Source organism: Brevibacillus sp. HB1.4B, from assembly GCF_013284285.1.
Classification (GTDB): domain Bacteria; phylum Bacillota; class Bacilli; order Brevibacillales; family Brevibacillaceae; genus Brevibacillus; species Brevibacillus porteri.
This window is the reverse complement of record NZ_JABSUT010000002.1, coordinates 220,376-241,292: the sequence shown is the minus strand read 5'-3', so window position 1 is coordinate 241,292 and position 20,917 is coordinate 220,376. Positions and strand designations below refer to the sequence as shown.

At 46.3% G+C, this 20,917-nt stretch carries 27 protein-coding genes; 26 read left to right on the top strand and 1 reads right to left on the bottom strand.

Annotated features, from left to right (window positions below):
• Positions 1–68: 68 nt before the first annotated feature.
• The 24 genes from smc to HP398_RS05445 all read left to right on the top strand — a co-directional run bounded on the left by smc (position 69) and on the right by HP398_RS05445 (position 19,944).
• On the top strand, positions 69–3,641 hold the full coding sequence (gene smc / locus HP398_RS05560) for a chromosome segregation protein SMC (RefSeq protein WP_173622098.1): 3,573 nt from the start codon (positions 69–71) through the stop codon (positions 3,639–3,641).
• 45 nt (positions 3,642–3,686) lie between these two features.
• On the top strand, positions 3,687–4,694 hold the full coding sequence (gene ftsY, locus HP398_RS05555) for a signal recognition particle-docking protein FtsY (protein WP_017249369.1): 1,008 nt from the start codon (positions 3,687–3,689) through the stop codon (positions 4,692–4,694).
• A 142-nt stretch (positions 4,695–4,836) separates the two neighbouring features.
• Positions 4,837–5,175, top strand: a complete 339-nt coding sequence (locus tag HP398_RS05550) for a putative DNA-binding protein (RefSeq protein ID WP_017249368.1) — start codon at positions 4,837–4,839, stop codon at positions 5,173–5,175.
• Between the two features lie 10 nt (positions 5,176–5,185).
• The gene (gene ffh, locus HP398_RS05545; RefSeq protein ID WP_017249367.1) at positions 5,186–6,598 is read left to right on the top strand and encodes a signal recognition particle protein; all 1,413 of its coding nucleotides are present in this window, start codon (positions 5,186–5,188) and stop codon (positions 6,596–6,598) included.
• Positions 6,599–6,710: 112 nt separating this feature from the next.
• Entirely contained in the window at positions 6,711–6,983 is a 273-nt protein-coding gene (rpsP, locus tag HP398_RS05540) for a 30S ribosomal protein S16 (RefSeq protein ID WP_007719713.1), read from the top strand.
• Positions 6,984–7,006: 23 nt separating this feature from the next.
• Positions 7,007–7,234: a KH domain-containing protein gene (locus HP398_RS05535; protein WP_007719711.1), complete on the top strand. Its 228-nt coding sequence runs from the start codon at positions 7,007–7,009 to the stop codon at positions 7,232–7,234.
• 86 nt (positions 7,235–7,320) lie between these two features.
• A complete protein-coding gene (locus HP398_RS05530; protein ID WP_026043145.1) occupies positions 7,321–7,758 on the top strand; it encodes a YlqD family protein in 438 nt (145 codons plus the stop codon).
• Complete coding sequence (gene rimM / locus HP398_RS05525) at positions 7,755–8,282, top strand: ribosome maturation factor RimM (RefSeq protein WP_017249366.1); 528 nt, start codon at positions 7,755–7,757, stop codon at positions 8,280–8,282. The genes HP398_RS05530 and rimM overlap by 4 nt, the downstream gene beginning before the upstream one ends.
• 12 nt (positions 8,283–8,294) lie before the next feature.
• Entirely contained in the window at positions 8,295–9,026 is a 732-nt protein-coding gene (gene trmD, locus HP398_RS05520; RefSeq protein ID WP_173622097.1) for a tRNA (guanosine(37)-N1)-methyltransferase TrmD, read from the top strand.
• Between the two features lie 167 nt (positions 9,027–9,193).
• Positions 9,194–9,541: a 50S ribosomal protein L19 gene (gene rplS / locus HP398_RS05515; RefSeq protein ID WP_007719703.1), complete on the top strand. Its 348-nt coding sequence runs from the start codon at positions 9,194–9,196 to the stop codon at positions 9,539–9,541.
• Between the two features lie 135 nt (positions 9,542–9,676).
• The gene (lepB, locus tag HP398_RS05510; protein WP_017249364.1) at positions 9,677–10,240 is read left to right on the top strand and encodes a signal peptidase I; all 564 of its coding nucleotides are present in this window, start codon (positions 9,677–9,679) and stop codon (positions 10,238–10,240) included.
• A 28-nt stretch (positions 10,241–10,268) separates the two neighbouring features.
• Positions 10,269–11,162, top strand: coding sequence for a ribosome biogenesis GTPase YlqF (gene ylqF, locus HP398_RS05505; protein WP_017249363.1), 894 nt, complete (start codon positions 10,269–10,271; stop codon positions 11,160–11,162).
• A 125-nt stretch (positions 11,163–11,287) separates the two neighbouring features.
• A complete protein-coding gene (locus tag HP398_RS05500; protein ID WP_173622096.1) occupies positions 11,288–12,064 on the top strand; it encodes a ribonuclease HII in 777 nt (258 codons plus the stop codon).
• Positions 12,065–12,107: 43 nt separating this feature from the next.
• The gene (locus tag HP398_RS05495; protein WP_173622095.1) at positions 12,108–14,000 is read left to right on the top strand and encodes a hypothetical protein; all 1,893 of its coding nucleotides are present in this window, start codon (positions 12,108–12,110) and stop codon (positions 13,998–14,000) included.
• The gene (locus tag HP398_RS05490; RefSeq protein WP_017249360.1) at positions 13,997–14,287 is read left to right on the top strand and encodes an EscU/YscU/HrcU family type III secretion system export apparatus switch protein; all 291 of its coding nucleotides are present in this window, start codon (positions 13,997–13,999) and stop codon (positions 14,285–14,287) included. Before HP398_RS05495 ends, HP398_RS05490 begins: the two co-directional genes overlap by 4 nt.
• Positions 14,287–14,664 carry a YraN family protein gene (locus HP398_RS05485; RefSeq protein WP_017249359.1) on the top strand — a complete coding sequence of 126 codons (378 nt, stop codon included), beginning with the start codon at positions 14,287–14,289 and terminating at the stop codon, positions 14,662–14,664. The genes HP398_RS05490 and HP398_RS05485 overlap by 1 nt, the downstream gene beginning before the upstream one ends.
• 335 nt (positions 14,665–14,999) lie before the next feature.
• A complete protein-coding gene (locus HP398_RS05480; protein ID WP_173622094.1) occupies positions 15,000–16,844 on the top strand; it encodes an Ig-like domain-containing protein in 1,845 nt (614 codons plus the stop codon).
• Positions 16,845–16,940: 96 nt separating this feature from the next.
• On the top strand, positions 16,941–17,717 hold the full coding sequence (locus HP398_RS05475) for a nucleotidyltransferase domain-containing protein (protein ID WP_173622093.1): 777 nt from the start codon (positions 16,941–16,943) through the stop codon (positions 17,715–17,717).
• A gap of 43 nt (positions 17,718–17,760) precedes the next feature.
• Positions 17,761–18,315, top strand: a complete 555-nt coding sequence (locus HP398_RS05470; protein WP_173622092.1) for an NADAR family protein — start codon at positions 17,761–17,763, stop codon at positions 18,313–18,315.
• A complete protein-coding gene (locus HP398_RS05465) occupies positions 18,312–18,641 on the top strand; it encodes a low molecular weight protein tyrosine phosphatase family protein (RefSeq protein WP_017249356.1) in 330 nt (109 codons plus the stop codon). Before HP398_RS05470 ends, HP398_RS05465 begins: the two co-directional genes overlap by 4 nt.
• A 105-nt stretch (positions 18,642–18,746) precedes the next feature.
• Positions 18,747–18,938, top strand: a complete 192-nt coding sequence (locus tag HP398_RS05460) for a hypothetical protein (protein ID WP_017249355.1) — start codon at positions 18,747–18,749, stop codon at positions 18,936–18,938.
• Between the two features lie 16 nt (positions 18,939–18,954).
• On the top strand, positions 18,955–19,110 hold the full coding sequence (locus HP398_RS05455; protein WP_017249354.1) for a hypothetical protein: 156 nt from the start codon (positions 18,955–18,957) through the stop codon (positions 19,108–19,110).
• Positions 19,111–19,149: 39 nt separating this feature from the next.
• Positions 19,150–19,695, top strand: a complete 546-nt coding sequence (locus HP398_RS05450; RefSeq protein ID WP_173622091.1) for an RNA 2'-phosphotransferase — start codon at positions 19,150–19,152, stop codon at positions 19,693–19,695.
• A 102-nt stretch (positions 19,696–19,797) separates the two neighbouring features.
• A complete protein-coding gene (locus HP398_RS05445) occupies positions 19,798–19,944 on the top strand; it encodes a hypothetical protein (RefSeq protein WP_017249352.1) in 147 nt (48 codons plus the stop codon).
• 129 nt (positions 19,945–20,073) lie between these two features.
• Here the strand turns inward: HP398_RS05445 and HP398_RS05440 are convergent, their stop codons facing one another.
• On the bottom strand, positions 20,074–20,382 hold the full coding sequence (locus tag HP398_RS05440) for a hypothetical protein (RefSeq protein ID WP_173622090.1): 309 nt from the start codon (positions 20,380–20,382) through the stop codon (positions 20,074–20,076).
• 142 nt (positions 20,383–20,524) lie between these two features.
• On the opposite strand from HP398_RS05440, the gene HP398_RS30840 reads away from it, so the two are divergent.
• Together HP398_RS30840 and HP398_RS30835 are read left to right on the top strand one after the other, a co-directional pair.
• The gene (locus HP398_RS30840; protein WP_254475895.1) at positions 20,525–20,734 is read left to right on the top strand and encodes a DUF2716 domain-containing protein; all 210 of its coding nucleotides are present in this window, start codon (positions 20,525–20,527) and stop codon (positions 20,732–20,734) included.
• Positions 20,718–20,900 (top strand): DUF2716 domain-containing protein, encoded by a 183-nt coding sequence (locus HP398_RS30835; protein ID WP_254475893.1) that lies wholly within the window; start codon positions 20,718–20,720, stop codon positions 20,898–20,900. Before HP398_RS30840 ends, HP398_RS30835 begins: the two co-directional genes overlap by 17 nt.
• The last annotated feature ends 17 nt before the right edge of the window (positions 20,901–20,917 follow it).

Sequence of the window (20,917 nt, the reverse complement as noted above, 5' to 3'; positions counted from 1 at the left end):
CCTTGCATGTTTTCAATCTGTCAGTTTGGCAGGCAGTCTTGGATGGTTTCTTAAGGAGGACCGTACGTATGTATTTGAAACGCCTGGAGCTGGCTGGATTCAAATCCTTTGCCGATCGCACGGAATTGGAATTTGTACCAGGGGTAACAGCCGTAGTGGGACCGAATGGAAGTGGGAAAAGTAACGTATCTGATTCGATCCGCTGGGTGCTGGGGGAACAGAGCGCGAAGTCGTTGCGTGGAGCGAAAATGGAAGACATTATTTTCGCGGGTAGCGACAAGCGCAAGCCAGTGAATTTCGCAGAAGTGACACTCACCTTGGACAATACAGATCGTTCGCTCGATGTGGAATATTCGGAGGTATCCGTTACCCGCAGAGTGTATCGTTCTGGTGACAGTGAGTACTACATAAACAACAGATCCTGCCGTCTAAAAGACATCATGGAGCTGTTTATGGATACCGGGCTGGGTAAAGAAGCGTATTCCATTATCGGTCAAGGAAAAATTGAGGAAATTCTCAGTACCAAGTCCGAGGATCGCCGTGGAATATTTGAAGAAGCAGCCGGAATCGTCAAATACAAAACACGCAAGCGCGAGGCTGAAAAAAAGCTCGATGACACTGAGCAAAATCTGGTGCGTATTCACGATATCGTCAGTGAAATTACGGAGCAGATCGGACCTTTGCAGGAGCAGGCAGAAATAGCCAAGACGTACAAGGAGCTTCATCGCCAGTTGGTTGAGCATGAAGTAGCTCTTTACGTGCAGCAAATTGAAGCAGCTCATACGAAGTGGGAAGCAGCGACAGGACGCGTAGAGGAACTCAAGAATCTGTTAATCGGACAAACGACCGAAGCATCCAAGCAAGAAGCTGATTTGGAGCAAGCGCGTTTTCATGTCACCCAAATCGACCAATCCATCGAAGAGCTGCAACAAGTACTTTTGACAGTCAGTGAAGAGACCGAGAAAGTCGAAGGACAACGTGAGGTATTGCGGGAGCGTATGCGCAATCTCAATGCCAATCGTCAGCAGACGATGGAGCAGATGCATCGGATTACCGAGAAGCAGCACGGTCTTGAGGCAGAATTGGCTGAAGAACAAGAGCGGGCCAAGGAAGCGGATCGCCGAATGACCGAAGCCCACGCTTCGCTACAAGAAGCAGAAGGTCAATTTTTTTCGATGGTGCAATCACTGACAGATGATGTCGAGCGTTTGAAGAGCGATTACTTCGAAAAGCTCAATGAAATGGCGAATCTGCGCAACGAAAATCGTCATCAAGAGCAGCTTCTCAAGACAAGCGAGGCCAGAGTCGAACGTCAATTGTCTGGAAAAAAACAGCTCGATGAAGAAGAAGAGCAGCGACTAGCTCAGTTGAGCCAGCTCCAAGATCAGTTGGAGAAGATCGTTTCTACCATTCAAGAAACTGGTGTCAGATACAAAGAGCTGGTTGAGGGTATGCGCGAAGGACAAGCCCGCCTTGAAACAGCCCGTCGAGAGCTGCGCCACTGGGAACAAAAGCGGGAAGCAGCGAAGTCTCGCTTTGACCTGTTAAAAGAAATGCAGTCGGAGTTCGCAGGGTTTCAGCAAGGGGTAAAAGAAATTTTGAAAGCACGCGAGCGTGGCTTCAAAGGAATTCATGGAGCGGTGGCTGAGCTCGTTGTCGTGCCACAGCAATACGAGACGGCGATGGAAGTAGCATTGGGTGGCGCACTGCAAAACGTCGTCGTGGACGACGAAGCATCTGGTCGTGCAGCCATTGCTCACTTGAAGCAGCACAATGCAGGTAGGGCGACATTTCTACCGCTCGATGTCATCCGGCCTCGCACCTTGCAGGCAAGCGATAAGCGCCAGCTGGAGGCGGAGAGTGGAGTCGTCGGAATCGCGAGTGAGCTCGTGACCTTTGAGGAATCGTATAGACCTATCCTCGAAAGTTTATTAGGCAACGTCATTATTACGGAAAAGCTGGAGCAAGCAAACCGTGTGGCCCGTACGCTTGGCTACCGCTATCGCGTCGTGACGCTGGAAGGCGATATCGTGAATGCTGGCGGTTCTATGACAGGGGGGGCCTTGAAAAAGAACAGCACGAACCTGCTTGGACGCAACCGTCAATCAGAAGAGCTGGAAGCGCAGCTAGTAGAAATCGACCAGGCAATTTCTGGGCATACTACCCTTATGGAGCAGTTGACGAAGGAACTGGCGCAAATGCAGCAGGAGCAAGAAAATCTGCGTACAGAAGGCGAAAGTCTGAGATTGAAAGAACAAGAAGTAAAAGGACTCTTGCAGCAAAAAGAATCGGAAGGCAGATCCTTGGGCGAGCGAGCAAAGCTTGTTGAACAAGATATAGAAGGCTATTGCCGCGAGATGGAAGAAGCCAAACGAAAGCAAGAGCAGCTGCAAGCCTCCTTGGCTGCCATGGAGCAAGAGGAAAAAGAGCTCGGTGCGCAGATCGCAGAAGCAGAGGCGAAACGCCAAGAGCAGCTCGAATCTAAAGAAGAAATGAATCAAAAAATAACAAGTCTCAAAGTACTGAATGCGCAGGTCAAGCAAGAGTATCAATCACGCTTGGAGCAAACAGAACGTTTGCTGGAGCAAAAAAGCCAATTGCAGCGCGAATGGGAAGAACAAAACGCGAACTTGGCATCTCTTGATGAGCTGGAGCGTACGAACGAATCGTCCGGGCTTGAGCTGGATCAGCGCATTAGCGAATTGCGTCAGGATAAAGACCGTGTAGCTGGCTTGATTCAAGAGCGGCGAAGTGAGAGGGCGACTCTCTTTTACAAACAGGAGCAAGTGGAACAGCAGGTGAAGGAAATCCGCCGCGAGGTTAAATCGCTCGAGGAAAAGCTTCATCAGGAAGAAGTAAAAGTCAACCGCAATGAGGTAGAGCTCGATCATCTGTTGAATAAACTCTCCGAAGAATACGAAATGAGCTACGACCTGGCAAAGCAAAAATATCCGGCACGTGGCGAGATTCAGGAAGAGACACAAGTGGTCAATCGTCTCAAAAAGCAGATTGGGGCACTTGGCACTGTGAATCTTGGCGCGATTGAGGAATATGAGCGCTTATCTGAGCGTCAGCAGTTCTTAAGCTCGCAGGAAGCTGATTTGAATGAAGCAAAAGACATGCTCTATCAAGTGATCCAAGAAATGAACGCAGAGATGTCGCGTCGCTTCAAAGAAACATTTGATGCGATTTCAGAGCAGTTCCGCGACGTGTTTGTCCAACTGTTTGGCGGAGGACGCGCAGATCTTGTACTCTCTAACCCAGATAATCTGCTTGAGACGGGTATCGATATCGTGGCGCAGCCACCTGGCAAGAAGCTGCAAAATCTCGCACTCTTATCCGGGGGCGAACGTGCTTTGACTGCGATGGCCTTGCTATTTGCCATCCTGCGTGTGAAGCCAGTGCCATTCTGTGTATTGGATGAGGTAGAAGCCGCGCTGGATGAGGCAAACGTTAACCGTTTCGCCGAGTACATGCACCATTTTAGTAACCAGACGCAGTTTATTTGCGTCACACACAGAAAAGGCACAATGGAGAGCGCAGACGTGCTATACGGTATCACGATGCAAGAGGGCGGCGTGTCCAAACTCGTCTCTGTGAAGCTGGAGGACAGTGACAAGTTTATCGAATCAGCCTCTTAAACGGATTTGCCATTCAATTGATACTACCCGCAAAGGAAGATGAACATGAGTTTTTTCAAGCGCCTTCGTGATGCTATTGTCCAAAAATCCGAAGAGGTCACCCAGAAGTTTACGGATGGTTTGGCTAAAACGAGAGATCTGCTAGTAGAAAAAGTAGAGGATCTGGTACGTCGCTACAAAAAGATCGACGATGACTTTTTCGATGAATTAGAGGAAATTTTGATTACGTCCGATGTGGGCGTCAATACCGTAATGGAGCTCATTGACGACCTGCGGACAGAAGTGCGCAAGCAAAAAATCGAGAATGCGATCGACCTGCAGCCCATTCTCTCAGAAAAACTGGTTGCCCTTTTGAAAAATGATGCTGCTGCGGATACGTCTCTGAACGTAGAGGACGGTCGTCTGAATGTCATTTTGTTCGTAGGGGTAAACGGAGTAGGGAAAACGACCACGATCGGTAAAATGGCTCATATGTTCAAGCAGCAAAATAAAAAAGTGCTGCTGGCAGCAGGTGACACGTTCCGTGCAGCAGCGATTGAACAGCTGGAGGTTTGGGGAGAGCGTGTAGGCGTTGACGTAATCAAGCAGCAGCAAGGCTCTGATCCGGCTGCTGTGATCTACGATGCGATTCAGGCAGCGAAATCCCGCCAAGTCGATGTGCTGTTGTGCGATACCGCAGGCCGCTTGCAAAACAAAGTCAATCTCATGGAAGAGTTGGCGAAGGTACACCGCGTATTACAACGCGAATTGCCAGGAGCTCCACATGAGGTCTTGCTAGTATTGGACGCTACGACTGGGCAAAATGCGCTTTCGCAGGCGAAAACCTTTGGACAGTCTGCTGGTGTAACAGGTTTAGTCCTGACCAAGCTGGATGGCACAGCAAAGGGTGGTATCGTCATCGCGATTCGCAACGAGCTGAACATTCCGGTGAAATACGTCGGCTTGGGTGAAAGAATGGATGACTTGCAGCAGTTTGATCCCGAGCAATTTGTTCATGCACTTTTTGCTGGATTGATTCAAAAAGATGAAACAGAAGAGCAGGAAAACGCGTAAAACATAGTGTTTCGAAGATAAAAAAATGATGTCAATAAAAAACCTTGACACTAGGTGTGGAATTAGGTACTATAATCTACGTGCTGTAAAGAAAAAGTCTTTACAGTTTGAAACGAGTACCTCATAGCAAAGGATTGGTTTCATGTTAGAAAAGACCAATCAAGTCAATCTCTTGTTTGACTTTTACGCGCCGCTACTCAAGGGCAAGCAGCAAGAATATCTTGAGCTGTATTATCTGGACGATTTATCGCTCGGAGAAATTGCCGAGATGCATGAGGTCAGCCGCCAAGCTGTTTATGATCATATTAAGCGGGCGGAGAAGCAACTGTTCGAATACGATCAGAAGCTTCGCCTCGCTGAGCGTCATGAAAAGCGCATGGACGTGTTGAATCGCATGAATGAACTTGTAAATGAGCTTTCGGAGAGCGAGACAAGAGACGAGCTGAACACTTTGCTCCACCAACTGTCAGAGATGGATTAGGAGGGCTCGCATGGCGTTTGAGAGCTTAGCCAATCGGCTGCAAAACGCGTTTGACAAACTGCGCGGCAGAGGAAAAATAGACGAAACCATCGTGAGTGAAGCGATGCGTGAAGTTCGTCTGGCCTTGCTGGAAGCAGACGTTAACTTTAAAGTAGTAAAAGACTTCGTTGCTCGTGTCAAAGAGCGCGCAGTCGGTCAGGAAGTCATGAAAAGCCTGACGCCTGGTCAAATGGTGATCAAAATCGTGAATGAAGAACTGGTCGCTCTGATGGGTGGCAACGTTGCTCAGCTCACGATGGCACACCGCCCGCCGACCGTCATCATGATGGCAGGTCTGCAAGGGGCAGGTAAAACGACCACAACCGGTAAGCTGGCCAAGTACTTGCAAAAGCAAAACCGTAAGCCGCTTCTGGTAGCGGGAGACATTTACCGTCCTGCTGCGATTAAGCAACTTCAGGTTTTAGGGGAGCAGCTCAATGTTCCCGTCTTCACTCTCGGTGATCAAGTCAGTCCTGTCGATATCGCTCGCCAAGCGATTGAACACGCGAAGACGAATCATCTCGACGTAGTCCTCATCGATACCGCAGGTCGCCTGCATATTGACGAAGCGCTGATGGACGAGTTGAAGCAGATTCGCGAGGTAACCAAGCCCGATGAGATTTTGCTCGTCGTGGACGCGATGACAGGTCAAGATGCCGTCAACGTAGCAGAGAGCTTTAACAGCCAGCTCGAACTGACTGGTGTGGTTCTCACGAAGCTCGACGGTGATACCCGAGGCGGTGCGGCACTGTCCGTCAAAGCTGTCACTGGCAAGCCGATCAAATTCGCGGCGATGGGTGAAAAGCTGGATGCGCTCGAACCGTTCCATCCGGATCGTATGGCTTCCCGTATTTTGGGTATGGGGGACGTACTCAGCCTGATTGAAAAAGCACAGGCATCCGTGGATGAAGACAAAGCACGCGATATGGAACGCCAAATGCGTCAAGGTGAGTTTACCTTCGACATGTTCCTGGATTCCATGCAGCAGCTTCGCAACCTGGGTCCTTTTGAAGACATTCTCGGCATGCTGCCAGGAATGAACAAGATGAAGGGCAAAATGAACGTGGATGAGAAGCAAATAGCCCGCGTTGAAGCGATCGCCAAATCCATGACCAAACAAGAGCGGGCTAATCCTGATTTATTGAATGCCAACCGTCGCAAGCGCATCGCAAGCGGAAGTGGAACAAGCATTCAAGAAGTCAATCGCTTCCTCAAGCAGTTCGAGGAAATGAAAAAGATGATGAAGCAATTCTCAGGCGCTGCTGACAAGATGGTCAAGAAGTCGAAGAAAAAAGGCTTCGGATTACCTTTCATGGGAAAAGGCGGAGGCAACAACCAGGGCGGGATGAACTTCCCCTTTAACTTCAAGCCACCGTTCAAGTAAGTAGGCATGATCTCTCGCGACACTGACTTGTCAGCTGGCCGCGATGGTTCAGATATAGTAGCACCAACGCAGATGCTCTTCTAGCGTTGATTAATACAGGAGGTGACACAACATGGCAGTTAAAATCCGTCTGAAGCGTATGGGTTCCAAGAAAGCTCCTTTCTACCGTGTAGTAGTAGCTGACTCCCGTTCCCCTCGCGATGGCCGTTTCATTGAAGAAATCGGTTACTATAACCCGGTTGCACAACCGGCAGTGGTGAAAATTGATACCGACAAAGCGGTTCAATGGATCCTGAATGGTGCAGCTCCAACTGATACCGTTCGTAACCTTCTCTCCAAAGAAGGCGTTATGGCTAAAGTGCACGAAACCAAATACGGCAAATAAGTCGGTCATCTGGAGGTTTGATGATGAAAGCGCTGGTCGAAACGATCGCTAAAGCTCTCGTCGATCATCCGAATGAGGTTCGTGTTAACGCAGTGGACAAAGAGCGAACCCTCGTCTTTGAATTGTCGGTACACCCTGATGATATGGGGAAGATTATCGGTAAACAAGGACGAATCGCGAAAGCCCTGCGCACGGTCGTGATCGCCGCATCCGTGGAAACGGACAAGCGTGTCACGGTTGAAATTGTATGAGAAAAGGCTGGGAGCTTTCCCAGTCTTTTTTCTAGTATCCAAGATGCGTATAAACCATGATGGTTTTTCCGAAAGGAGTGGCGAAGGTGCTTACTATATTTCGGACAGTACAGGTTAAACTGATCATTACGGAAGCATCACGAGCTGCTCTCATTGATCAGTATAGCCAACGACTTCGTTTGCAGCGTAAAGAGTGGGAGCAGTGGCAGTTTCAATCGAAAAAGTTATTAACCGAGGCGAAGAAAAAGTCTACGGATACATATGCGTTGGCGCAGGAAAAAATCGCGCAGGAAGAGCGCCGACGCAAGGAAAAGATAGATCACCTGACATATACCCTCCAGCAGGTAGAAAATCTCCCAGAGGGAAGCGAGATCGATTACCAGACGGTTCAAAGCCCTGTCACGATTCAAGAGGGTGATGTCTGGGATGAAATGATGTCTGGAACGGAAATCATGATAAAAGATGGTCTGGTACATGAGATTCGGCTACAAACGAAAAATGGGAACAAAAAAAAGGAGGAATGAACACGTTGAGCCAAAATAGTTTTTACGGAGTAGGCAAACTGGTTAATACGCATGGCCTGCGTGGTGAGGTACGTGTAACACCTACGACTGACTTTCCAGATCAGCGTTTTCGCAAAGGAAATGAGCTGTACTTGTTCCATCCGACACTCAGTGAGCCGCTAAAATTGAAAATCGTTTCTCGTCGCTCGCATAAAAATTTTGAGATTGTGAGCTTCCAAGGCTATGAGCATATTAACGATATCGAAAAGTACAAGGGCGGAGAGTTGAAAATTCCAGAGGAAGCGCTGATGGAATTAGAAGAGGACGAGTTCTACATTCATCAGCTCGTCGGCTGCGTCGTAGTAACTGACGAGGGCGAAGAACTGGGGAAAATCGTGGATGTTATGCAGCCAGGAGCAAACGATGTGTGGGTAGTGAAGGGGAAACGCGGAGAAATCTTGCTGCCGTATATCGATGAGTGCATCAAGGAAGTGGACATTGCGAACAAACGTGTGGTCTGCCATCTGATGGAAGGCTTGCTGTAGGAGGAACTTCAGATGCGGATCGATATTTTTACGCTCTTTCCCGAAATGTTTACAGGTGTTTTATCCAGCAGCATTTTGGGAAAGGCAAGCGAAAAAGAACTGGTTGATTTTCACGTTACCAATTTTCGTGATTTCTCTGAGAGCAAGCACGGTACGGTAGACGACACCCCTTATGGCGGTGGCGGAGGAATGGTCTTAAAGCCTGAGCCGTTATTCCGAGCCGTAGAAGGCTTGGCAGGAGAGAAACAACCCCGAGTGATTCTGATGTGCCCACAGGGTGTACCTTATCATCAGAAGCTTGCAGAAGAGTTGGCGCAAGAAGAGCACCTTGTCTTCATTTGTGGTCATTATGAAGGGTACGACGAGCGGATTCGCGAGCATCTCGTCACGGATGAGATCTCGATTGGCGACTACGTCCTGACTGGGGGAGAGCTTGCGGCGATGGTGGTCATTGACAGTGTCGTTCGTTTGCAACCAGGGGCGTTGGGAAACCAGACGTCAGCTGTTGAGGATTCCTTTTCAACAGGACTGCTCGAATACCCTCATTACACAAGACCAGCTGAGTTTCGTGGTTGGAAGGTGCCAGATGTATTGTTGTCAGGCCACCACGCCAATATTGAAAGCTGGCGGTTAAAAGAATCGCTGCGTCGAACAAAAGCACGGCGTCCAGATTTGTTGGAAAAGATTGCGCTGACAAATGAAATGAAAAAGCTATTGGCTGAATTGGAGCAGGAAAAAAAGTAGGGAGCAAATAGGAGAAGAGTCTTGTAGTTTTGTGCCCCCTGTGTTAATATACTTCTTGTGGCAATTTTGCCCGCTGACTAAGGCGGTCCGCTACTCGTAACGCAGCCCTAGCGGCTGGACCTATGGGTTAGACGAGTAAGAACGTCTATCGGAAGGAGGAAATTCAAATGAACCAAATTATCCGTGAACTGGAAAAAGCGCAATTGAAACAGGACATTCCTGCGTTCCGACCTGGTGACACTGTTCGTGTACACGTTAAGGTTATCGAGGGTCAGCGTGAGCGTATCCAGCTGTTCGAAGGCGTATGCATTCGCCGTCGCGGTACAGGTGTCAGCGAAACATTTACAGCTCGTAAGATTTCTTACGGCGTAGGTGTTGAGCGTACATTCCCAGTACACACGCCTAAGATCGACAAGATCGAAATCGTGCGTCATGGTAAAGTACGTCGTGCGAAACTGTACTATCTGCGCGATCGCGTAGGTAAAGCAGCTCGTATTAAAGAAATTCGTCGATAAGCGTAAAGCTTAGAAAGAGGACTGGCCTGCTTGCCAGGCCTCTTTTTTCCATTTAACGATCTCGAAATAAAATAGTTCATCTTGACATATGTTACAGCTAAGGTTGGACGAGCTTTCATGGGAGGATCGTAAGTCATGAGCGAAGAAATTACCTCCAGTCATAAGAAGAAAAATGAACTATGGGAATGGATAAAGGCACTTGGGATCGCTTTAGTCTTGGCGTTTCTCATTCGTACCTTTTTGTTCGCCCCGTTTATTGTAGAAGGCGAATCCATGGAAAGTACATTACATAACAGTGAAAAATTAGTTGTAAACAAGGCGATTTACTTTTTGCAAGATCCGAAGCCTGGTGAAATCATCGTGTTTCATGCTGAAAAGGAACGAGATTACATCAAGAGAGTCATTGCTGTTGAGGGTGATACAGTAGAGGTCAAAAGCGATCAGCTACTGGTCAATGGCAAAGTGGTAGAGGAACCGTATCTTGCACAATTTAAAGAACAAGCGAAGCAGCAGGGAGAGCCGTTCTTTACCCACGATTTTCCCCCGGTCCAAATACCAGCAGACCATATCTTTGTGATGGGCGATAACAGGTTGAACAGTCATGACAGCAGAGCCATCGGTCCTGTTGCCGTCAGTACGGTTGTTGGTAGAGCTGAATTTACTTTTTGGCCGGTTGCGGGAATTCGCTTGACAAGATAATGCAAAGCTTCAAGGTAGGTGAGACATCATGACGATCCAATGGTTTCCTGGCCATATGGCTAAAGCACGTCGTCAAGTAACGGAAAAGCTGAAGTTAATCGATGTTGTCATTGAGCTTCTCGATGCACGTCTGCCGCTTTCCAGCCGTAATCCGATGATTGACGAGATTGTCAGTGATAAACCACGTTTGATATTACTTAATAAAGCAGATTTGGCGGATGAACGGGCAACAGATGAGTGGATTGCTTATTTTCGCAAACAAGGCATTCGCACATTGCCGATTGATGCCCTGAGTGGTAAAGGTGTCAACAAGCTCCCAGAAATGTGTAAGGAGCTAGCTGCTGACATGCTGGCAAAGCGCAGTGAGCGGGGGATGCAAGGTCGTGCCATCCGCATCATGATCTTGGGAATCCCCAATGTCGGCAAGTCTTCCCTTATTAACCGCTTGTCCAAGCGCTCAGTAGCGGCTACAGGTGATCGTCCGGCGGTAACCAAGGCGCAACAATGGGTAAAAATGGGCGATACACTGGAGCTGCTCGATACGCCTGGTATTCTTTGGCCGAAATTTGAAGATCAGATGGTAGGTCTGCGACTGGCGGCAAGTGGGGCAATTAAAGACGAGCTCATCGATTTTACGGAGGTAGCATTATTTGTCATCAGCTACATGATGCACTACTATCCGGAACGCCTGATCGAACGCTTCAAGCTAAAAGAACTGCCTGAGGATCGAGTAGAAATGCTCGAAGAAATCGGGAAGAAGCGCGGTTGTCTCGTTTCTGGCGGAAATATCGACTACGACAAGGCAGCGGAAATTTTCCTGCGTGAGCTGCGTTCCGGAAAGCTGGGAACGATCTCTGTCGAGCGCCCGATTGATTGGGAAATGGACGAACCGATTGGTAAGCCAGTATCTTTTCCCGAATAAGCTTTCCAGCCATCAAAAACCTGTCTATCGATATATACGGTAGGCAGGTTTTTTACTATGAGAGGATGTTCAAAACGTCGTCTTTTTGAATGGGCACTTTGAGATCTGTAAGGAGAAATGAGTCAATGAATCTAGCGGATATGTCGATAAAAGAAATACGAGTGACGATGGAAAAGTTGGACGAGGTACCCAAAGATTTTTTACAATTGCTGAAAGAAGATAAAAGAGCGGGTGTACAGGCTCTGGCGAAGCAGGCGGAAGCAGCGATTGCACGTCAAGAAAAGCTCGCACAGATGTGGGCTGACATGACCGTCTATGAGAAAGCCATGTTTGATAAGGGGCATCAATACATATTCGGGGTAGATGAGGTCGGACGAGGACCATTGGCTGGTCCAGTTGTCGCGTGTGCCGTGTGCCTGCCCAAGGATTTTTACTTGCCAGGACTGAATGACTCGAAGAAGATACCTGTATCCACTCGGGAAGCTTTTTGCGAAATCATTCAAAGAGATGCACTTGCTGTGGGAATCGGAATTGTCGATGCAGCAAGAATCGATGCGATCAATATATTGGCTGCTACAAAAGAGGCGATGAAGCTGGCGATCCAACAGGCAGGTAAAGTGCCAGATGCATTACTGATTGACGCCGTGCAGCTAACCGGAATGGATTGCGAGCAGGTTCCGATTATCGGAGGGGATGCCAAGAGTGTCTCGATTGCAGCCGCATCGATCGTAGCAAAGGTTACCCGTGATCGATTGATGGCCCAGTATGCCGAACAATATCCAGCCTATGGCTTTGACAAGCACGCAGGCTACGGCACCCCTGAGCATCTGGCAGCAATCGCTCGATTTGGACCTACGCCGATCCATCGCAAGACATTCACTGGTGTAAAAGAACACGCCTAAAAAGTGGAGCTAGTAACATACTGCCTACAGGAGGAGGATCTGCATGTTTTCCCCGTCGCAACTTATTCAATCATTCGTGCAAAAAGCACCCATATCCGCTCCGAAGCCGGTTGAGCTTACTCCCGGACAAGTGTTTAAAGGCACGGTAATCAAGCATTACCCGGACAATATGGCGCTCGTACAAGTCGGGGGAATGCAGGTTCAGGCTAAAATGGAAGCAAGTCTGGAACCGGGCCAGAAAGCTTGGCTGCAAGTCCAACCATCAACAGGCGTCGTCACGTTGAAGGTTTTGGAAAGCGTCGGGGAAGGAGCTGGCAAAGACGCATCTCTAGAAGGGCTAATGCGGTCACTAGGGATTGCCGATACAAAAGAGAACAAAGCGATCGTGCAAGCTCTGCTTGGTGCCAATCTTCCTGTGAATAAGGAAACGATACAAGCTTTTTCAGCCGTTGCTGGACGCTTAGGCGTAGACAATGCCACGATAGAGGCATTCATGACTGCCATGAAACGAAATTTGCCACTGACTCCTGATACAATCGGAGGGCTCAAAGCTTTTTTATCGGACAAGCCAATGGGTCAGCTTATCCAAAACCTGCTGCAGCAAGCCTCGCTCTTTTTAGAGGGAGAGGGCCAGCCTTCACAGACGACAGGTCAAATGTCTCAAAGCCAATCACAGCAAGTCCCCGGACAGGCTAATGCAGCAACGGGAGATGTCAAACAGCTTGTTAGTCAATTAAAAGAAAAGTTGGCAGGACTCTCTTTACTTATCACGGGCAACGATGCAACAGACGAGGGACTGGCGGTCAAACAAATGCCACAAGGGAATCAGCCCAATCAAGGTGCTTCTCAGAACGCGTCTGGAGGAAGCCAGACTCAGCCGCTGCCTGCGCAGAGCGGTCAGCCTTCAGCGCAAGTGCAGACATCACCCCAACCATCAACCCAGGCTTTCAGTAACATACCATCGCCATCACAAGCTGTTTCGTCATCTGTTTCCACTGAGGCAGCAACTGCACCAAGCCCTGCAACAAAGCAGGTGGAATCGCAGCAAAACGCCATGATCGGAAAGAGTAATCAGTTGCTGCCTAACCAGACTAGTGGTCCAAGCGTCGAGTCAAAAATTGCTCGAACCGAGCCGTTGCCTATTCCTCAGTCATCACAGATGAATCAGGAGCCGATCCAAAACAAGCAGATGGCAGAGCAAAGGGCCGTAGTGACAGATGCGGGGCAAAAGGTCATTCAACAAATGATGTCTCAAGCATCTGGTGCAGTGAATGGAGCCACAGCTGCTAACCCGATTGCTGAATTGTTTCGTCATTTAGGCGTAACCCACGAGAGAGAATTGATGGGCCAGGCATTTTCACAGGGGGCAATCGATTCGCATTCATTAAAGCAGATGGATACAGTCAAATCCCTCTTGTTGCAAATCAGTCAAGCGCCAGCTCAGGCACTACCAACCGCCTTGCGAGAAGCTGCTGATCAACTACTGCAACAAGTGACCGGACAACAGTTGATGATGGTACAGCCCTCTAACCAAGCTTTGTCTCAAATCGTGATGCAAATTCCGATTCGCCAAGCAGAAGGGGATGAGACGGCTTTCGTCCAAATTGAGTCAAAAAAGAAAGGCTCTGGACAACTTGATCCGGAGAACTGCCGTCTATTCTTTCATTTGGAACTCCAAAGTATGGGGACAACTATGATTGATGTCAGTATCGTGAATCGAATCGTTAACCTGCAAATTTTTAACGATACGCCATGGGTGGAAGCACTCATTCAAGGCTCCAAGGATCGTTTTGCTGACCAATTACAGGATGTTGGTTACCATCTATCGGCTATGCGGGTCCAGCCAGTCCCGGCCGAGCGCGGGAAGTCGACAAGTCCGATCCAAGCAAAAGGCCCCATCCTGGCTGACTATAAAGGGGTTGACCTTCGCGTATGAAGCCGCCATCCTCTTCAGAGCAAAAACGCAAACAGGCAGTTGCGTTAAAATACCAGGCGGGTACCATGGAAGCGCCAAAGGTTGTGGCAAAAGGCAAGGGGTACGTAGCTGACAATATCCTGAAGACAGCAAAGGAGCATGATATACCGGTACAAGAGGACCCATCACTTGTAGAGGTTTTGGGTAAGCTGGATTTGGATCAACAAATTCCTCCGGAGTTGTATCAAGTTGTGGCAGAAATCCTTGCTTTTGTCTATCGTATCGATAAAGGCGGAGGAACCAAATAATGAGCGATCGCCGCCGTCTTCTTGGTCAAAAAGGAGAACAGCTTGCTGAAAGCTATTTAGTGAACAAGGGTTTTTGCATTGTCGATCGAAATGTTCGAACAAAACGTGGGGAAATGGATTTGATTGCGCTAGACGGAAATTGCTTGGTTTTCATTGAGGTCAGAACGAGGAGCAGCCAATCTTTTGGATCAGCGGGCGAGTCCATTACTTGGAAGAAGAAACAGAAGCTGCGTGAGCTTGCCATCGAATACCTGCAAAAAAACTCACAGCCAATCCCGGCCTTTCGGTTTGATGTCATCGCGATTTACACCGGTACATTAACACCAGGTGGAGACTTCATGAAGCCGGTCATTGAGCATTATGAGAGTGCTTTCTAGGAAAAACGGGCTCTCGACTACGGATATATTGGGGATACGTCTACAGCATCAGTCGCAGAGCCAGCGTACTATGTACTGTACTCGACGCGATGAAACTCCTCCAAGCATCAATATCCGCTTTCCGGCTCAAAAGCTGGGAAGCATTTTTTTTGATGAAATGGATCTATTCGTACAGACAAGCCCATAACTAGAGTCACTTTTTGCTTTTGTATTTGGGTTACAAACAATTGTTTGAAATAAAAACAAATATTTTTCAAAAAAAAAGCATATTTGGTGTGACATTTTTCCATCTCATACGTCAATACAAGTATAGGAAATAATTTGGAGGTAAAAACATGAAAAAGATCAAAAGCAACTTAATGAAAAACGTCTCCTTAGCGGTTGCAACTATTTGTACTGTTCAGTTTTCAGTTACAGGTATTGCTTCTGCACAAGTCACGACACCACAACCTTTACAAGCCTATAGCGTGGTAGCAAGCACTTCTGGCCTGAAAGCCAACTCGAGTTCAATGAATATCTCCGTAGGTTCAACGGAAACGATTCGCCTGACTTATAATGGCAGCACGATTGATAATGGACTGGTTAACTGGGAAGTAGGCACTTCTGATATCGCTACTGTTTACAATGGAGTCGTGACAGCTAAGAAGGCAGGATCGACTTTTGTTACAGCAAAATATAATGGAGATAAAGTATCAATCAGAGTCACCGTTTCAAAAGCTGAGATTTTGGAAGCAAATCGTTCTGAAATCAATCTTAAAAAAGGTAAGAAATCGACAATTAGTTTGAAATATGCTGATAAAACTCTAGCTGGATCAAAGGCAGATTGGCGTTCTGAGGATAAATCCATTGCTACTGTAGATGATGGTGAAATAAAGGCTGTATCTTCTGGAAGCACAATCATTACTGCAGAATATAGAGGCCAAAAAGTAGAAATTGAAGTAAATGTTGGCCAAAGCAACTCAGATGGGAAACTAGAAGCAGACGTCTCTCGACTCAAGATGGAAAAAGGCGATAAAGAAACAATTAAATTGACTTATGACGATGATAAACTGTCTGGTTCCAAAGCAACTTGGAAATCGTCGGATACTTCCGTAGCTAGAGTCAGTGATGATGGGGTCGTTACTGCTAGAGCCAAAGGTACAGCTACGATTACTGCTAAATACAAGGGCGACGAGGTAGAAATTGACGTCTATGTCGATACGGATGCTTCAGGTAAACTGGAAGCGGATTATACTAGTATTTCCTTGAAAGACGGACAAAAAGAGACTATTCAGTTAAGATATGACGATGAAAGATTGTCTGGTTCCAAAGCAACTTGGAAAACATCCAATTCGTCTGTCGCAACTGTAAGTGACGGGGTTGTAACAGCTAAAGGTAAAGGAACTGCTTACATTACAGCTCAATACAAAGGTGACAAGGTAGAGATCCAAGTAAAAGTTGATGCAAATACCTCAGGTAAGCTGGTAGCGGACGACACGAAACTTTCCATGAAGAAAGGAAATCGTGAAATCATTATTCTGACTTACGATGGTGCTGTGATCAGTAATTCCCAAGCTTCCTGGAAAACTTCTAAATCTTCCGTAGCAACTGTCAGCAGTAGCGGTACTATTACAGCGACAGGTAAGGGTAAGGCAACGATTACAGCTAGTTACAGAGGCGAAACAGTAGATATTGATGTAACTGTTGATGGTTCCTCCTCATCACTGGAAGCTGATGATACCAGCCTCACCATGGATAAAGGTGATAGAGAAATCGTTGTATTGAAGTATGATGGCGACATCATCAGTGGTTCTAAAGCATCATGGAAATCCTCTAAAACTTCTGTAGCGACTGTCAGCAGCAGTGGTACGATTACTGCAAAAGGAAAAGGAACGGCAACGATTACAGCTACGTATAAAGGCGAAAAAGTGGAGATTGAGGTAAAAGTTGGCGGCTCAAGCTCAGGCAAGTTGGAGGCAGATGACGACTCTATTTCGCTCAAAAAAGGTGACTCCGAAAAGATTAGACTCACCTATGATGGCGATGATATCAGTGGTACCAAAGCTACATGGAAGTCCTCCAAGTCTGCTGTAGCCACTGTATCAGACAATGGAACTGTAAAAGGGAAAAAGAAAGGTAAGGCTACTATTACAGCAAAATACAAAGGCTCTACAGTGGAAATTGAAGTTACCGTAAAATAAGATAGGATAGAAAGCTCGCTGAATCTTAATTGGTTCAGCGAGTTTTTTTCAAAATGAAAGGTAACCCTGTTAGTTGTTGTGGAGGAGGAATTAACCTTGAGAGAGATCATCTTGGAAAAGTTAAAAGAAATCGAGCAAGAGCATGACTTGAAAATATTGTTCGCTGTTGAATCAGGAAGCCGGGCATGGGGATTTCCGTCCAAAGATAGCGATTATGATGTACGTTTTGTCTATGTGAAGAAACCAGAATGGTATTTGTCCATTGACGACAAACGGGATGTTGTAGAAGTACCGATCAATGACCTTTTAGATATAAATGGCTGGGATATTCGAAAAGCCCTCAAGCTATATCGAAAATCGAATCCGCCTCTACAAGAATGGCTTGTGTCAGATATCGTCTATCTCGATACACTTGGCTTTCGAGATGAGCTGGTAAGATTGCAAGGGGAAGTATTTTCGCCAAAGGCTTCCTTGCATCATTACCTCAGTATGGCAAAGGGGAATTTTCGGGACTATCTGCAAGGGGAGCAAGTCAAAATCAAAAAGTATTTTTACGTGTTACGCCCGATCCTCGCATGTATCTGGATCGAAACGAATCATACGAACCCCCCCATTGGATTTGATCAGTTAGTTTCAGAGCTGATAACCGATTCTAGGTTAAAAGGTAAAATTTCTGAGTTGCTCCAAAGAAAAATAGCTGGGGATGAGTTGAACTGGGAGCCAAGAATAGAAGAGCTTCACCATTTTATTGAGGAACATATTGAGCGTCTGACTGCACTGACTAGCCAATATACAAATGAGCTGGATGACCCAACAGACAAGCTGGATGATATATTTCGGAAGTATTTACAGAAGGCGTGGAATGTCAGGTAGTCATTATGAAAACGCTACGCTAGATAGGGAGGTACAAATATTCATGCAGGATCATATCCGAAAACATATACAGCAACCTCTTGAAATTCACTTCGATCAACCAGAAAAACCTTACGGCTGCTTCTCCCATTTCTCTGGTCATCCGATAGAGGTGGAAGGGGAACGATGGACAACTTCGGAACACTATCTGCAAGCCAAGAAAGTTTCGGGAACTATCTTTGAAAAAGAGATCACGCGCAAGGTATTACAAGCAAAAGTAGAACAGTACCCTGTCATTCGTGAAATTCTGCTTTCTACTGGGGATGCAGCCTTAATCGATCGTACGAGTAACGAACGAAACATACTAGGAAGATTGTGGATGGAAGTACGTGAAAGCCTAGAGGGGTATCAACCGCATTTCTATTTGCCACCATGGATTGTGTTTCCAGAAGAGCATCCTTATAGTTTGTTTTGGCGGATGGGATTTGGTGAGGACTATGTCATGCATTATTGGCCATGGCTAGAGGAAATGAGCGAGGATGCCAAGAAAGAGTATGACGCTTATTATCCGGTACCAGAGGAATGGAAGTTTGAAGATTTAGATGAGGAGGAAGAATGAAGCTACTGTTCATTTGCAGTAGAAATAAATGGAGGAGCTTGACAGCAGAAAAGATTTTTCACGGGATTAATGATTATGAAGTAAGATCAGCAGGTACTGAAACTGGGGCGCGTATCAAAGTAACAAGTGGTCTTATCGGCTGGGCTGATTTCATTTTTTGTATGGAGAAAAAACATGTAAGGCGGTTACAAGAAAAGTTTAGCTCGGAACTGATGGATAAAAGGATCATTTGCTTGGGCATCCCTGATGAATACATATACATGGATGAGGTGCTGATCGAGATATTAAAATCGAGTGTTTCCGCATATATAGATATTCCGGAATAAAGCTGTGATTACCAGTTGTCGATGTATACCGGATTATTATGTATAATGGGGATGATATGGCTCGATTGCACTATCCATACTTATCGTAAAGCGAGGATTATCACCATGAAGAAAAAACTTGTACTGGTTCTAGATGTTGAAATAGCAGACAAAGCTGATATGCAGCAACTGGCCGATTCTATGTCCACAGCAATTCAATCCGTAGAAGGGATTGCTTTGCAAGACCTGGTTATGTTTGATAACGATGAAAACAATGCTGACAAGCTAATTGCTAACATAAAAAAAGAAATGTCCTAAAGAGGAGAGCAGTCCTGTGTTTTTCATTTATGTTCTGGCTTACCTGATCGTTGCTCTCCTCTATGGATTTTGGACGATGAAAAGCCAACTGCTCTGGGTTCGACTAACAGGAAATTTCATCGTTCACCTATTTATTGCTGCAATCGTGAGTCTCGGTTACTTTTTTGCGTAAAAGAAGTGGCTATGACCTGTTGTAATGGGAGATGAGTGTATGGATTATCAAAAATTGAGTAAAGAACTGTCCTATGCGCTTCGTCATGCCCCCCATGAATATGAGCTTGAGTTAGACGAACAAGGATGGGTACCTATTAAGCAATTGCTTTTGTCACTTCATGAACAGCGCAAGTGGCGAGCGGTTGCCGAAGAAGATTTACATACGATGATTGCGTTATCAGAAAAAAAGCGTCATGAGATCAATCAAGGCAAAATTCGCGCCCTCTATGGACATTCAATGCCGCAAAAGATTCAAAAGGAAGAAAAAGAACCACCTGCGTTTCTTTTTCACGGTACGCCGCAAAGATTCCTCGATTCTATTTTGACTAGCGGGCTTGTTCCAAAAGGAAGACAGTATGTGCATCTGTCTGAAGACGTCCAAACAGCACAGCAGGTTGGGAAAAGACGAGACGATCATCCCGTACTTTTGCGAATCGATGCGAGGCAAGCTTGGCAAGATGGTGTGAAGTTTTACCATGGAAATGAGCTCGTTTGGTTAGCAGATCACGTGAAAAAAGAGTATATCTCTGTCTATCAGAAGTAGCTCGATTTGCTCAAGAAGAAACAACACAGCATGAGAAAAGACTCGCATTGATCGCGGGTCTTTTTTATATCATCGTTAATCGTAAAAGGAGGTAAAAACGGCATGGAATTGTTGTTTGCTTTTCTACTGTTGGCAGGACTTTTTGCCATCTACGACGTGATTCGGAGGATGAACCAGAACATCGTAACGCAAGTGGATCAAAACCAGCAAATCATTGAACTACTGAATGAATGGAAGAGAAAGCAGTGAAGATAAAGGTGGCCGATTATAAGTCCAGGACCAGCGATTATCGTTTTCCCCATCATATTCAAATGGTTTCAGCAATAATACACGTTCTAAATCGTTGGATAAAGTGAGGAGGTTCAGTTCGCCTCGTTCTTACGTTTTTTCATAAAGATAAAGAATACCGTCGTCGATCGACCAACTACGTAATGAATGCCTCCAATCGCTTGTTTGCGAGGGTAAGTATTTTTCGAGATCATTGACGATTTTTTCCCAATCTTGATCACTATCATTAATCTCAATGAACTCACCGTATACCAAGTCAAAAACGAGGTAACCCATTTCGTACTCGATGCAATCGATCTTATAGTAAGAGACACTGTATACTTCGTCCCAGTCGATCTGAACAGGTTCAGCATATTCGTGGTGTATGGAAATTTGATGATGATCAACAGTAAAAATCAAATCGAACCAACTCCTTACCTGTTTATTTGCAGTATACCTGCTGGAGTGAAAGTTTTCCATAAATGTATGGGAGAGTGGGAATAGTGCAGACCTTTTTGGTTAACTGCCAGCTATTTTTCTCTTTGCTAGTTTTTGAAGATCAATGGCTACGGAAATTAATTGGCCCTTGAGAGGAGATGGGAACAATTGGATCCCTTTGTCGGATGAGCAATATCGTCTGGTGTGGGGTAAATTTTGTAAGGATTTCAATTTCAAACTAAGTATCCATAGCAGTGATTGGCCTTCCTTTCGTTTACTGATTCCTTTTGTTACTTTTGATATTACTGAATATACAGATGACGAGATCACTTGATTGGCACCACGAATGCTACCTCTATAATCCACATCCAGAGGATGGTAAGGCAATCGGATGGATATGGTTTTGCCCAGATGGTGATTATTGCTTCTATTTGAATAAAGATTTTAAGTGGGGATACTTAAGGCATCCTAATTCGTTCGTATATCTAAATCAACATTAATGGTAACCGGATGTTAG

Coding starts and splice junctions, on each gene's coding strand:
- HP398_RS05500 (WP_173622096.1), top strand. CDS start 11,288: ATGAATCTAGCGGATATGTCGATAAAAGAAATACGAGTGACGATGGAA.
- HP398_RS05445 (WP_017249352.1), top strand. CDS start 19,798: ATGGAATTGTTGTTTGCTTTTCTACTGTTGGCAGGACTTTTTGCCATC.
- HP398_RS05495 (WP_173622095.1), top strand. CDS start 12,108: ATGTTTTCCCCGTCGCAACTTATTCAATCATTCGTGCAAAAAGCACCC.
- HP398_RS05465 (WP_017249356.1), top strand. CDS start 18,312: ATGAAGCTACTGTTCATTTGCAGTAGAAATAAATGGAGGAGCTTGACA.
- HP398_RS05550 (WP_017249368.1), top strand. CDS start 4,837: ATGTTAGAAAAGACCAATCAAGTCAATCTCTTGTTTGACTTTTACGCG.
- HP398_RS05460 (WP_017249355.1), top strand. CDS start 18,747: ATGAAGAAAAAACTTGTACTGGTTCTAGATGTTGAAATAGCAGACAAA.
- HP398_RS05470 (WP_173622092.1), top strand. CDS start 17,761: ATGCAGGATCATATCCGAAAACATATACAGCAACCTCTTGAAATTCAC.
- rimM (WP_017249366.1), top strand. CDS start 7,755: ATGAACACGTTGAGCCAAAATAGTTTTTACGGAGTAGGCAAACTGGTT.
- trmD (WP_173622097.1), top strand. CDS start 8,295: ATGCGGATCGATATTTTTACGCTCTTTCCCGAAATGTTTACAGGTGTT.
- HP398_RS30840 (WP_254475895.1), top strand. CDS start 20,525: ATGGCTACGGAAATTAATTGGCCCTTGAGAGGAGATGGGAACAATTGG.
- rplS (WP_007719703.1), top strand. CDS start 9,194: ATGAACCAAATTATCCGTGAACTGGAAAAAGCGCAATTGAAACAGGAC.
- smc (WP_173622098.1), top strand. CDS start 69: ATGTATTTGAAACGCCTGGAGCTGGCTGGATTCAAATCCTTTGCCGAT.
- ffh (WP_017249367.1), top strand. CDS start 5,186: ATGGCGTTTGAGAGCTTAGCCAATCGGCTGCAAAACGCGTTTGACAAA.
- HP398_RS30835 (WP_254475893.1), top strand. CDS start 20,718: ATGACGAGATCACTTGATTGGCACCACGAATGCTACCTCTATAATCCA.
- lepB (WP_017249364.1), top strand. CDS start 9,677: ATGAGCGAAGAAATTACCTCCAGTCATAAGAAGAAAAATGAACTATGG.
- HP398_RS05535 (WP_007719711.1), top strand. CDS start 7,007: ATGAAAGCGCTGGTCGAAACGATCGCTAAAGCTCTCGTCGATCATCCG.
- ylqF (WP_017249363.1), top strand. CDS start 10,269: ATGACGATCCAATGGTTTCCTGGCCATATGGCTAAAGCACGTCGTCAA.
- HP398_RS05485 (WP_017249359.1), top strand. CDS start 14,287: ATGAGCGATCGCCGCCGTCTTCTTGGTCAAAAAGGAGAACAGCTTGCT.
- HP398_RS05480 (WP_173622094.1), top strand. CDS start 15,000: ATGAAAAAGATCAAAAGCAACTTAATGAAAAACGTCTCCTTAGCGGTT.
- rpsP (WP_007719713.1), top strand. CDS start 6,711: ATGGCAGTTAAAATCCGTCTGAAGCGTATGGGTTCCAAGAAAGCTCCT.
- HP398_RS05450 (WP_173622091.1), top strand. CDS start 19,150: ATGGATTATCAAAAATTGAGTAAAGAACTGTCCTATGCGCTTCGTCAT.
- HP398_RS05490 (WP_017249360.1), top strand. CDS start 13,997: ATGAAGCCGCCATCCTCTTCAGAGCAAAAACGCAAACAGGCAGTTGCG.
- ftsY (WP_017249369.1), top strand. CDS start 3,687: ATGAGTTTTTTCAAGCGCCTTCGTGATGCTATTGTCCAAAAATCCGAA.